Source organism: Pseudomonas sp. TWR1-1-4 (assembly GCF_049897165.1).
In the GTDB taxonomy this organism is placed as follows: Bacteria; Pseudomonadota; Gammaproteobacteria; order Pseudomonadales; family Pseudomonadaceae; genus Aquipseudomonas; species Aquipseudomonas canadensis.
On the sequence record NZ_JAFCVS010000003.1, the window covers coordinates 575,525 to 587,573 of the forward strand.

The window sequence follows — 12,049 nt, forward strand, 5'->3', positions numbered from 1 at the left end:
AGTCGGCTCAAGGGGTATAAGGTCAGGATGATGACGTTCAATGAACTGATCAAAGTGAAGTTTTTGAGATTTTTGCTCGTCGGACTGATGAACGCAGCATTTGGCTATGGATGCTTTGCGGGTTTTATTTATCTGGGCTTGCATTACAGTTTTGCACTGTTACTGGCAACCGTTTTAGGTGTGGCTTTCAATTTTAAAAGTACGGGTTCGTTGGTTTTCGGCTCTCATGACAATAAGCTGATTGTCAGGTTTGTACTGGGCTACGCAGTGGTTTATGGCGTGAATCTAGGTGGCGTGGCGGCGCTGGCGCTATTCGGAGTTGTACCTTACGTGTCCGGATTGATCTTGCTTCTGCCGATGGCCGTATTGTCGTTCCTCATTAATAATAGGTTTGTTTTCAATGACGCGTAAATTAATAAGTATTGTGACGCCTTGCTATAACGAAGAGGCGAATATTGATGAGCTGTGCCAGCGAATCAATGACGTCATGTCAAAGCTGGATTACGATTATGAACATGTGTTCATCGATAACTGTTCGACGGATGGAAGTATTCCAAAGTTGAGAGCGATCGCGGCGCAGGATAAACGCGTCAAGATTATCTTGAATGCCCGCAATTTTGGTCATATCCGTTCCCCCTACCATGCGCTGCTACAAGTCAAGGGCGATGCGTGCGTACTGATAGCCTCCGATCTTCAGGACCCACCGGAAATGATCGAAGAGTTTGTCAAGAAGTGGGAGGCCGGTTTCAAGACGGTCCTGGCAGTCAAGCCCGAGAGTGAAGAGTCGCCGGTCATGTTTTTCCTCAGGAAAACCTACTACCGATTCGTTTCTCGTATTTCTGAAGTGCCACTTGTTCAAAATGCCACGGGCGCAGGATTATTTGATCGCGCGGTGCTGGATATCCTGAAGAAGGTTGATGACCCGTATCCCTATTTTCGCGGTTTGTTGTGCGAGATTGGTTTTCCTATCGCCACTGTTCCCTTCAAGCAACCTCGGCGTCAACGCGGGATTACAAAAAATAATTTCTACACCTTGTATGACATCGCTATGTTGGGAATTACCAATCACTCGAAGGTTCCTCTTCGTTTGATGGTAATGGGAGGAGGGCTGCTTGCCCTGGTCAGCTTGTTGATGGCGTTCTGTTTTTTTGTGGCAAAAATCATATTCTGGGACTCATTCCAGATGGGTATTGCTCCGTTGTTGATTTCACTATTTTTCTTCAGTTCGGTTCAGATACTGTTCCTGGGCATGCTGGGGGAATACATAGGGTCGGTGCACACGCAGGTACGTAATATGCCTCTTGTGGTAGAGGCAGAGCGCGTCAACTTTGATTAATCTGGTAAGGGATATTGGACAGTGGCCTCAAGCATGACGCTCCAGGAAAGAACGGTTTTAAGTTCAGGGCAGCCACTCGCATCATTGTGGCAGGTATTTAAAAGTGACTGGGTAATAGTGCTTGGGGGCGCTTTCTTATCTTTTGTGTTGGCGAGCGTATTCATCAGTGGCTGGCCTTCGGGTCTGCTGCCTGATCTTTCTGCGCCTTATCGGTATGCGGGAGACAGTCTCTTTCATGCCTGGATGGCTCAACGGGTTTCTGAAGGATGGCTGTTTGAAAATATTCGCAGTGGGTATCCGTTTGGGTCAAATTTTCTAGATTATCCAGGTTCTGACTTTGGTAATCACCTTCTCATTAAGCTACTTGCAATCGTATCGGGGAGCAGCTTCAAAGCGACAAACCTGTTTCTTCTCCTGAGTTTTCCAGTAGGGTTTTCTGCGACGTTCGTCGTGGTTCGCGCTTTCGGCCTGTTCCGCTCATTTGCATTTGTGGCAGCCATGCTGTTCACGTTTTTGCCATTTCACTTGTTAAGAATGGACCATCTGTTTTACACCTGGTATTTCGTTGTTCCGTTCTTTTTCTACTTGTCGTATTCAATATTTCAATCTTCAACGGACGCTGATAGCCAAACGTTAAAAGGCTTTTCTTATCCGAAGGCTGTGGCCGTCGTGCTTGGGCTGCTGGTGCTGTCGTCATTCGGTGTGTATTACGCGTTGTTTGGCGTTATGTTGGTTGCGCTTGGGGGCGTATTGGGGTGGTGCAGAGCCCGTCGTGTCAGTGTGATTATTCGCACCCTGTGCGTGCTTTCGATATTGATGGGTGGGGTGTTGCTTAATGTGGCACCTAATATGCTCGCGAAAAACCAAGCGGGTCCCAACCTGGAGGTGGCGCAACGGTCCCCAATGGAGGCCGAGGTCTACGGTTTCAAGTTAATGCAACTCATCCTTCCGAGAGCGGATCACCGCATATCGTGGGTGGGGAAGTTTACAAGCCTGTATAACTCGACCTTTCCATTAATCAATGAGAACGCGACTTCTACACTGGGTGCAGTCGGCGCACTCGGCCTGTTATTAGCGTTCTGTGTGTTGCTACTGTCTCTCACGGGGCATTCTGTTGATCCGAAACTGGGGTTTCTGGTAGCGCTTGTTTTTGTGCTTTTTATGCTAGGTACTATTGGCGGGCTCGGCGCACTTTTTTCATCTTTTGTTTCCTCTTCAATCAGGGGGTGGAACAGAATCAGTGTTTTTGTTGGGTTCGGCGCATTATTGATTTTCTTTATAGTGCTGCAAACGTTGATGACGCGTTATTCATCAAGGCTTGCGGTCTATTCGACGGCGACTCTGGCCCTGCTGCTTGTCGTAGGGTTATATGATCAGACAGCGCCGGCCTGCCGGGCTTGTAATGCGAGCGCCAAGGCTGCTTTTGAGAATGACAGGGCGTTCGTGACTTCGATTGAAGCGGCGTTACCCGCTCAGGCAGCTGTTTATCAGCTTCCCTACATTGCCTTTCCAGAAATGCCTCCTGTCCACCGCCTGAATAACTACCAGTTGGGCGCGGGCGTGCTGCATTCCAAAACACTGCGCTGGAGCTTCGGTGGCATGAAGGGGCGGGAAGGCGATCTATTTTATCGAGCGCTTGCCCAAGAAACACCGGAAAAGCAGTTGGAAGTGATCAAAAATCTTGGTTTCAACGGGATTTATATTGATCGTCGCGGCTATGAGGATAATGCCCAGAGTGTGGTTCAACAGTTTACCGCGCTGCTGGGCAGCGGGCCCTCGATATCCAGCGTTGATGGGAATCTGGTTTTTTTCAATTTGAATAGGCCGAAGCCGGCTGATCTTTCGGGTCTGAGCTTTGCGCAGATCATGAAAAAATCCGGTTATTATGCTGACAAGTTGGGAGCCCGCTATCCCGGTAGTCTGGAAGACGGTATCGATTTTACGCGAGATGGCTGGCCGAATACGGTGAAAGGGGCCGAGGGGCTTTCTGGGAAAGAATCCTGGGGGCGCTGGTCCGATGCGAGACTTTCCAACACGGTGCGCATTGAATTCACAGCCCCGCTGCCACAAACATTCACGTTGGTGTTAGTCGCTCGGGCATTTGCACCTAACGTCAATAAACCCATCAAAGTGACAATAGGTAATCGCGAATATGAAGTCTTGCTGGGGGCTGAGCCATCTGAAGTCCGACTCTCGGTAGACCTTCAAGGTGACGATGCTGACAGCATTGTCTTCAGCCCACCTACCCCCGTTTCACCCCAACAGCTGGGCGTAGGGAACGATTCGCGTAAATTGGGGATTGGGTTCGTATCATTACGGCTTGAATAGTCGAACGCTTGCTATTTACAGCTACGCGGTGCTGTGAACTGAGGGCTGCCTGTTCGGAAAAATATAGAACTGTTCAAAAGGTTCTGTGTCTAAACGAAATGTGTAGGGTGGCCCGCAGTTTACTGACACATTCGAGGAGTAAAGCTGTCCGTAAGTCCCTGCTCGGTTATGTCCCGTTCAGGGCATCCGGCGCATCAGCGTGAGAGCTTGATGCGGCTTCTCGATTTTTTTGGAATAGGGGTTGATCTCAGGCAGAGACAGCCGATTTAAGTTAGTAATTTTCGTCGATGTATCAGCACGTACACACTGTACCAATCGATGAAAACTGGAAAAATCACTCACAAGGTAGTTATATGATGAAGTTAGGTAAATTGGCGGGCGTCATGGTTGGTATTGCAGCGTTGAGCGCTTGCGATGATGGTAAAGTGGAGAACGTCTTTTCTGCTCAATACAGTGCCTCCTCGTCGAGTTTAGATGTTGCCGCAGGCAGCAAGTTTGCAGTGCCGATTACCGTCAAGAACACCAGCAGTGGTACGTGGGATTCCAAGGCTTCGAAGGCCCCTGTCTTGGCCAGCTATCACTGGCTGAATGCGGACAAAACAGTGCTTTTGCTTGATGGGAACCGTACACCATTTGCACAACCGGTTAAGCCTGATTCAGAAGTGGCAGTGCAGTTGGGTGTAGTGGCACCTAAGGCGCCCGGGAACTATATCCTTCAAGTCAGCCTTGTCAAAGAAGGTGCAGGTTGGTTTGAGGCGAAGAATGTCAAACCGCTGGAGCTTGCTGTGAAAGTCAAATAAGTGTTTGTATTTTAATCAAATAGCCGTGAAGTTTGCTCGCTTGTCAGGCGGCAAGCTTCACCGTTTTAAAGTAGGTGTTATTTGAAAATTCTACACTTTTATAAAACCTTTGCCGCTGACCAGCATGGTGGCGTCGAAATGTTTATTCGCCATTTGACACATGTGAGCGCTCAGCAGGGTTGCGAAAATGTAGTGCTTTCGTTAGCCAAGGGTGAAGTGGCTAACGTCGAAGGCCCGAGTTATAAGTTGGTCCAGGCGAAAGAAGATTTCAATGTGGCCTCTACCGGCTTTTCTGTGTCTTCGTTCAAGCTGTTCGCGGAGTTGGCCAAGTCTGCCGATGTTGTGCACTATCACTTTCCTTGGCCATTTATGGACGTGGTTCATTTTGCAACCCGGATCCAGAAACCAACCGTCGTGACGTATCACTCGGATATTGTCCGTCAAAAAGTTCTTAAATGCTTATACAGTCCCTTGCAGCGCCTTTTTTTGAATGATGTCGATGCGATTGTGGCAACCAGTCCGAACTATCTTGAAAGCTCTCCCGTTTTAGCGCGTTATCGTCATAAGTCTACTTCGATTCCCATCGGGTTGGAGCAGTCAATGTACCCCGTTTCTGAGGCTGATAAGATTCAGGAACTTCGAGGTCGTTACGGGCGTTTTTTTCTTTTTGTTGGTGTGCTGCGCTATTATAAAGGGCTTGAGTTTTTACTCCGGGCCGTCGAAGGGACTGATTGGCCGTTGTTGATTGTTGGTGCTGGCCCCTTAGAGCAAGAACTAATGCGCGTTGCATCCGAGCGGCAACTGCACAATGTGCATTTCATCGGGCAAGTGACCGAGCAGGAAAAGGTCAATCTATTTGAGGCCTGTTATGCGGTAGTGTTTCCTTCGCATTTACGCTCAGAGGCGTTCGGTATCAGCCTGCTTGAAGCGGCAATGTTTGGTAAACCGATGGTATGCAGCGAAATTGGTACGGGAACCAGTTTTATTAACCAGCATGATGTATCTGGAATAGTAGTTCCCCCAGGCGATGCGCCCGCCATGCGCCGTGCCATGGCAGCATTGTGGGAGTCTCCTGAGTTGGCTGCACGTTATGGTGCTGCTGCAAGAGAACGATATTTGAAGGTGTTTACTTCTCACTCGATGGGTGAGGCTTACGTGAAGCTTTATCGTGATTTAATCAATCGCTAATAACGTCGTTTTAATTACGTGTGGCTACCAGAGACAGTATGAATATGCTGTATTTGGCGTGGTTTCGCCAAATACAGGCAGGGGTCATTAGAGGGTCGAACGAGACTGGAGTTGTGTATCCGGTATCGCTGGCTCCACTTTTCGCATCCGTTTGATAAGCGTCTTGGCGTAATTGATTGATGCATTTTCTATGGTGATGTGGAGAAGATAAGCAATCCCTATCACGGTTAGAACAGCCGTTGCCAGCGCCACATAGAAGGACGCATTGTTGTCCAGCATCACGCGCATTATCGAATAGCTGATCAAAGAATGTATGATGTAAAGCGGGTAGCTGATTTTGGCGATAAAGTCGAGTGGTGCAATGGGCCTGAAGTATTTCCTCAATGTATAAGCGAGCGTGAACACACCAAGCCCATAAAAATAGTTCAAGGGTGTATTAGGCATTCCTGGTGCCCATTCATTGTGAGTCCAGCACATGAGCACAAGGCTCAACAGAGCAGTGCTATAGATGACCAACTGGAGAGTACTTATCTTTTGGATGAAGTGAAAATGAAACAGAGTGCCGACGAACATGAAACATACAATCATCAGTTCGGCTTTTAGCGACTCCACCGAAAAGTTTACGTATTTAAGTGCGATGATGGATTTTGCAGTGGGGTAAAACTCAGTGAAACCCAGTACACCGATGGCCAATAACAGTATTGGCATGACGCTGGCTTTTCTCAGTGCGCTGAAGAGTAGGGCGGATATGATATAAAACTTTATCTCTATCGCCAGTGTCCAGTTGACTAAGTCAATGGTGCGAGTGTTCAGGTTGGAGTGCGTCAGGGTCAGGTTTAAGAACAGCTCTTTGAAGTTTATGCTAAACGTCTTTCCCCAATACAGGCTGGAAAGCCAGACCGCCGTGATCGCGAGAACGGATCCGATCAAGTAGGTTGGATAGATTCGAAGCGCTCGCGAAATCAAGAACTCAACCGGCGAAGATTTAGAAAGAGAAAAGGGTATGACGAAACCACTGATAAGAAAGAAGACAGCAACACCAAAGGGACCATAGTTTACTGTTCGCGGCGACAGCCACCCATATAAAGGTGGCGTAGGACCTTCTATGACGGGAGAGTAAATGTAAGTTGAAACAGTCTCTCGGGCCAGCCAGAAAATTCCACACAGGTGAACTATCATCACTGCGATAATAGCCAGAGCCCGTAGCTGGTTGGCAAATATGACTTTGTCATTGTATTGTTGCATTTACAGTGTCCATTTTGGCGTGTAGCCGGCTTAGGGTGACTTCTGGGTCAGTTCCGCGTTTTGAGACCTTGCGGGCTGCAAGATATGCCAGATATTAATAGGCTGTCTATTGTGTTTTTTTTTGTTAAAAACTTGACGCCTTGCCCCGCATCCATGAATTCCGGGTTTTGGCCTGTGCATTTTCTATGTTGGCGATGTCTTGTGCTGCTAGTTTGGGTTGATGAACACATGAAAAACTCAAATATGTGCTCCAGTTCACCTTCTTCTTTCTTGAGCGAGAGGCGCCTATTGATAGCAGGGTAGTAGGTTTTCATTGCGTGCGGGGAGTGAAGTTCAGGCCGCCATTGGATACACAAACAACCCGAAATGCACCAGATTTACCCCAAAATGGGTGACCACCGCCGCCCCCAACCCACCAAACCGATACGCCAACCCATACCCCACCCCTGCGATAGTTGCCAGTAACGTCCACTGCCACCCCGCACCCAGGTGCACCAGTCCAAACAGCAATGAAGCCAGTAACAACGCCAGGTTGTCGCCATACGACAAATGCTTTAATCGTCGGCTTATCCCGCCCTGTACGTAGCCCCGAAACAACGCCTCTTCCACCAGCGTGACCAACAGTAAGTTATTCAGCACCCATAACCACGCCTGTTCCGGCCACTTCGGCGCCCAGTGGGTGATCCCCAGTAGCACCGCGCCACCCAGCGCAACAACGGCAGTCAAGGTCAGTGCCAAAGCCGCGACGCAGATCGACAGCCGCAGCGGGCGCCGTGCCACAATCCACGGGCAGGCGAGCAACAGCCAGAAGCCAATCAGTGGTTTGTCCTGGTTCAGGTACATCGAGAAGGGCACTGCATCTTCGGTGAAACGTTGTGAGGCAATGCCACGCCCATTGTAGAAGCCCGGTAGCCAGTGCATCGCCAGACCCAGCGCCAGTACGATAAACAGGCCGTGACCCAGGTAGCGCGCCCACGGCGTGCGTTGTTGGCGTACCGCATAGCCGGCGATCAGCAGCAGGCCGACGGACACGCTTGCCAACAGCCCGAGTTGCCCGTAGATCAAGGCCAGCAGATAGCCGATGGAAAGAAGCGCCAGGTACAGCCAGGGCAATGCGATCATGGGGAATCCTTGGAAAAATCTGGGCGGCATTATAGCGAGCCATCTCGCAGGGCCCACATGAAAACTCCGCCATCCAGTGTGATTGCAAAACCTATCAACGGCTGGTTATAGTCCCAGCCTCTTCATCCCTTCACACAAGATCAGCCCATGCCAGCTTTCCAGCGCATAGCGGTAGTCGATTCAGCGGTCAACGCTGCGGTCGTGCCGTGCGGGAACAAGCAGCCTGCGCAGATCAGCCACTACCCCCACCTGTCCGTAGCACGCCGGTGTACGCAGTCGTATCACCGCCGGGTGTTGGCATTTCGGGTTGATCAGCTGATTGCTGTTCCCGTCTGCCCGCCTGAAAAAAACCTACTGAGTTTCAGCGTCTGCTGAATCGGCTTTTTTGCCTGATGACAGGTGGTATCCATGTCTGTTCTTTCGAAACAATCCGTGGCCGCGGCGGCCTCGACGAGTCTGTTTGTCCTGCTGTGGAGCAGCGGGGCGATCTTCTCCAAATGGGGCCTGGCCCACGCATCACCCTTCGCGTTTCTGTTGATCCGCTTTGCCATCGCCCTCGTGGGCTTGGTGATCCTGATACCGATCCTCAAACTCAAGCTACCGCGCCCCGGCAAACCCCTGCTGTACGCGGCGGCAACCGGGTTGGTGCTGCTGGGTGCCTACCAGATTTTCTATCTGCTGGCCCTGGACCTTAAGGTCACCCCCGGCGTGATGGCGACCATCATGGGCGTGCAGCCGATCCTTACCGTTGTGCTGATGGAGCGCCAGCGTTCGTTGAGCCGGCTGTTTGGCTTGGCGCTGGGGTTGGTGGGGCTGATCATGGTGGTCTACCAGGGTATCGGTTTGTCCGGCATGTCGTTGGCGGGGATGCTGTTCGGGTTATTGGCCCTGGCCAGCATGACCTTCGGCTCGATCATGCAGAAGCGCATCACCGACAACCCGCTGGGCACGCTGCCGGTGCAATACCTGGCGGGGTTGCTGCTGTGTTCGGTATTCGTGCCGTTCCAGCCGTTCCACTTCGAGCACAGCAGCGGTTTCTACCTGCCGGTGCTGTGGATGGGGTTGGTGGTGTCGTTGTTGGCCACCCTGTTGCTGTACCGCCTGATCGCCCGAGGTAACCTGGTGAATGTCACCAGCCTGTTTTACCTGGTGCCGGCGGTAACGGCAGTGATGGATTACCTGATCTTTGGCAACAGGCTCGCGATGTTGAGCCTGCTGGGGATGGGGTTGATCATCATCGGCCTGGTTTTCGTCTTCCGTAAGACCTGACACAACCGCACCCTGTAGGAGCCCGGCTTGCGGGCGATGGCGTCTAGAAGATCGCCATCGCCCGCAAGCGGGCTACTATAGGATTCTTTTCGGCCGCAACACCAACCACAACGCCCCCGCAATCAACACCCCGCCATACAGGTGCGCCATCGACAACGGCTCATCCAGCAACAACGCCCCCCATAACACCCCAAACGGAGGAATCATAAAAGTCACCGTCATCGACTTAACCGGCCCAATGGACGTCAGCAACCGGAAGTAAAGAATGTAGGCAAACGCCGTACACACCAGCCCCAAGCCCAGCAACGACAACCACACCTGCCACCCACCCCAACTGGCGGGCGGCTGGCTGATCGCGCTGTAGGCGAAGAAAGGCAACAGGAACAACGTCGCACCGAGCATGCTGCCCAGCGCCGATAGACGACTGTCCAAACCACCGCGCTGATCCAACCAGCGCCGCGCCAGGAACCCGGCAAAGCCATAACAGGTGGTGGCCAGCAAGCAGGCCAGCGCACCCATCAACAATTCCAGGTCAAACGCCACCGGCCCTGCGCGGGTCAGCACCCCCACGCCAAACAGGCCCAGGCACACGCCAGCAATTTTCGACGGCGTTAGACGTTCGCTGAAGAACAGCCCGCCAATCAATACGCCCATCAACGGCGTGGTGGCGTTGAAGATCGCCGAGTAACCCGCCGGCAGCACCTGGGCGGCGACCGAGTACATGGTCGCCGGGATCCCGGAGTTGATGACCCCCAATAGCAACACCGTCCTGAACTTGCCCTGGAAATCCCAGCTCACGCGCATCATCGCCAAAATCACCAGCAACCCGGCGGCGGCGATCGACACGCGGAAAAACGCGGTTGGCACTGTGCCGATCTCCGGCGCAATGATGCGCATGAACAGGAAACTCGCGCCCCAGATGGCGGCGAGTCCCAATAAATACAGGCTGTCGACAGGTCTCACACAACACTCCTACCTCAGTAAGCCCGCGAGTGTTGCATGACATTTCCAATGATTACAGGACAAACCGCGTCACCAGCCCATTCAGGTCCACCGCCAGGCGCGACAGTTCCTGGCTGGCCGCCGACGTCTGGGTGGCGCCAGCGGCGGTTTGGGTGGACAGGTCGCGGATGTTCACCAGGCTGCGGTCCACATCGCGTGCCACCAGCGCCTGCTGCTCGGCGGCGCTGGCGATCACCAGGTTGCGCTGGCTGATCTGCGAGATGGCCGCGGTGATTTTCTCCAGGGCACTGCCTGCGCTGTTGGCGCGTTGCAGGGTCTGACCGGCATGTTCGGCGCTGCTGTTCAGGGCTTCGACCGTGTCTTGGGTGCCCTGCTGGATACCGGTGATCATCTGTTCGATTTCTTCGGTGGAGTCCTGGGTGCGCTGCGCCAGGGAGCGCACTTCATCGGCCACCACCGCAAAACCCCGCCCGGCCTCGCCCGCGCGGGCCGCTTCAATGGCGGCGTTGAGCGCGAGCAGGTTGGTCTGCCCGGCGATGCCACGGATCACTTCCAGCACCTTGCTGATGTCCTGAGCCTGTACCGCCAGGCCTTCGGCTTTGTTTGAAGCGCCGAGCACTTCGTCCACCAGGTTCTGGATCGAGCTGATGGTTTCGCTGATCTGGTAATGGCCGTGCTTGCTGTCCTCGTCGGAGGCCTGGGACGCCTCGGCGCTGGACACCGCATTGCCCGCCACTTCATCCACGGCTGCGCTCATTTCGGTCACGGCAGTGGCGGCCTGTTCGATCTCGTCGTTCTGCGCCTGCAGGCCACGGGTACTTTGCTCCATCACCGAACTCATCTCTTCGGCAGCAGAAGCCAACTGCTGCGCCGACTCGCTGATCCCGCGAATGGTGCCTTGCAGTTGCGCCTGCATGGTGGCCAGGGCCGTGAGCAATTGGGCGGGTTCGTCGTTGCCGTTGACGGCGATTGGCTGGCTCAAGTCGCCGCGGGCAATGGTGCGGGCAACGATCAGGGCCTGACCGAGGGGAGCGGTGATGCTGCGGGTCAGCAGCCAGGCCAAGAGTAAGGTGACGATCAACGCGAGGACGATGATCGAGCCGACGACCCACTGCGCGCTGGAATAGGTCTGTGCGGCGGAGTCCACGGCGGTTTCCACGCCACTCTGGTTGAAGGTGATCATGTCCTCCAGGCTTTTGTTGAGAATCACGCCCTGTGGCGCGAGGCGGCTGTTGAGCAGATCGATGGCGTCCTGTTGCTGATCTTTGTCCACCAAGGCAACGATCTGCCCGACGAGGGTCAGGTAGGCGTTCACATTACCTTCGAGTTGCTTGAGCATCTCGCGCTCTTCATCGCCACTGAGCAGGGTTTTGTGATGATCGAGCAAGGTTTGCAGCTCGGTGCGCTGGCGGGTGATCAGGGCTTTGCTGTTGTCGCGGATCCGCGATTCGTCAGTGGTCGCCAGGCGCAACGCCTCTAGGCGGATGCTGGCCACGAAGGCCGCGCTGTCGTGGATGTTCTCGATACTCGGCATCCACGATTCTTCGATAACCAGTGCGCTCTGCCGCAACTTGGCCATCTGGCCCAGCCCAAACATCCCGACGATCACCAGCAAGCTGGCCAAAACCCCAAAACTCAGACTGGCACGCAGACCGATCCTCATGTTCCTCAATGACATCTCAATGCTCCTTGGGCGATTAGAACCTGTTCCCGAATCGGTCTTTTGACCTTGTTAGGGTGGGAGAGGGCGCGCTATATATCAAAGTGCCACTATCGTGGTAATCAGGGTTTCCCTTAG

The 12,049-nt window shown here is 53.1% G+C and carries 10 protein-coding genes; 6 read left to right on the forward strand and 4 right to left on the reverse strand.

Annotated features, from left to right (window positions below; translation table 11 throughout):
* Positions 1–30: 30 nt before the first annotated feature.
* The 5 genes from ACP7C6_RS11045 to ACP7C6_RS11065 all read left to right on the forward strand — a co-directional run bounded on the left by ACP7C6_RS11045 (position 31) and on the right by ACP7C6_RS11065 (position 5,652).
* A complete protein-coding gene (locus ACP7C6_RS11045) occupies positions 31–411 on the forward strand; it encodes a GtrA family protein (RefSeq protein ID WP_028617449.1) in 381 nt (126 codons plus the stop codon).
* Complete coding sequence (locus ACP7C6_RS11050; RefSeq protein ID WP_032864229.1) at positions 401–1,336, forward strand: glycosyltransferase family 2 protein; 936 nt, start codon at positions 401–403, stop codon at positions 1,334–1,336. Before ACP7C6_RS11045 ends, ACP7C6_RS11050 begins: the two co-directional genes overlap by 11 nt.
* 33 nt (positions 1,337–1,369) lie before the next feature.
* Positions 1,370–3,664, forward strand: a complete 2,295-nt coding sequence (locus tag ACP7C6_RS11055; protein WP_426108700.1) for a DUF7024 domain-containing protein — start codon at positions 1,370–1,372, stop codon at positions 3,662–3,664.
* A gap of 353 nt (positions 3,665–4,017) precedes the next feature.
* Entirely contained in the window at positions 4,018–4,464 is a 447-nt protein-coding gene (locus ACP7C6_RS11060) for a hypothetical protein (protein ID WP_028617446.1), read from the forward strand.
* Positions 4,465–4,545: 81 nt separating this feature from the next.
* Positions 4,546–5,652, forward strand: coding sequence for a glycosyltransferase (locus tag ACP7C6_RS11065; RefSeq protein WP_028617445.1), 1,107 nt, complete (start codon positions 4,546–4,548; stop codon positions 5,650–5,652).
* Between the two features lie 87 nt (positions 5,653–5,739).
* Here the strand turns inward: ACP7C6_RS11065 and ACP7C6_RS11070 are convergent, their stop codons facing one another.
* Together ACP7C6_RS11070 and ACP7C6_RS11075 are read right to left on the reverse strand one after the other, a co-directional pair.
* Complete coding sequence (locus tag ACP7C6_RS11070) at positions 5,740–6,897, reverse strand: acyltransferase family protein (protein WP_028617444.1); 1,158 nt, start codon at positions 6,895–6,897, stop codon at positions 5,740–5,742.
* A gap of 333 nt (positions 6,898–7,230) precedes the next feature.
* A complete protein-coding gene (locus tag ACP7C6_RS11075) occupies positions 7,231–8,019 on the reverse strand; it encodes a CPBP family intramembrane glutamic endopeptidase (RefSeq protein WP_028617443.1) in 789 nt (262 codons plus the stop codon).
* A gap of 408 nt (positions 8,020–8,427) precedes the next feature.
* Here ACP7C6_RS11075 and ACP7C6_RS11080 point away from each other — a divergent pair, with 408 nt between their 5' ends.
* Positions 8,428–9,288 carry a DMT family transporter gene (locus tag ACP7C6_RS11080; protein WP_305382253.1) on the forward strand — a complete coding sequence of 287 codons (861 nt, stop codon included), beginning with the start codon at positions 8,428–8,430 and terminating at the stop codon, positions 9,286–9,288.
* A gap of 75 nt (positions 9,289–9,363) precedes the next feature.
* Here ACP7C6_RS11080 and ACP7C6_RS11085 read toward each other — a convergent pair whose 3' ends face one another.
* Complete coding sequence (locus tag ACP7C6_RS11085; protein WP_426108701.1) at positions 9,364–10,251, reverse strand: DMT family transporter; 888 nt, start codon at positions 10,249–10,251, stop codon at positions 9,364–9,366.
* A 52-nt stretch (positions 10,252–10,303) separates the two neighbouring features.
* Positions 10,304–11,929: a methyl-accepting chemotaxis protein gene (locus ACP7C6_RS11090; protein WP_426108702.1), complete on the reverse strand. Its 1,626-nt coding sequence runs from the start codon at positions 11,927–11,929 to the stop codon at positions 10,304–10,306.
* Positions 11,930–12,049: the final 120 nt, after the last annotated feature.

Bases quoted from the DNA above. Each gene is read 5' to 3' on its own strand.
- ACP7C6_RS11070 (WP_028617444.1), bottom strand. From the start codon at position 6,897: ATGCAACAATACAATGACAAAGTCATATTTGCCAACCAGCTACGGGCT.
- ACP7C6_RS11050 (WP_032864229.1), top strand. From the start codon at position 401: ATGACGCGTAAATTAATAAGTATTGTGACGCCTTGCTATAACGAAGAG.
- ACP7C6_RS11075 (WP_028617443.1), bottom strand. From the start codon at position 8,019: ATGATCGCATTGCCCTGGCTGTACCTGGCGCTTCTTTCCATCGGCTAT.
- ACP7C6_RS11055 (WP_426108700.1), top strand. From the start codon at position 1,370: ATGACGCTCCAGGAAAGAACGGTTTTAAGTTCAGGGCAGCCACTCGCA.
- ACP7C6_RS11090 (WP_426108702.1), bottom strand. From the start codon at position 11,929: ATGTCATTGAGGAACATGAGGATCGGTCTGCGTGCCAGTCTGAGTTTT.
- ACP7C6_RS11060 (WP_028617446.1), top strand. From the start codon at position 4,018: ATGATGAAGTTAGGTAAATTGGCGGGCGTCATGGTTGGTATTGCAGCG.
- ACP7C6_RS11080 (WP_305382253.1), top strand. From the start codon at position 8,428: ATGTCTGTTCTTTCGAAACAATCCGTGGCCGCGGCGGCCTCGACGAGT.
- ACP7C6_RS11045 (WP_028617449.1), top strand. From the start codon at position 31: ATGACGTTCAATGAACTGATCAAAGTGAAGTTTTTGAGATTTTTGCTC.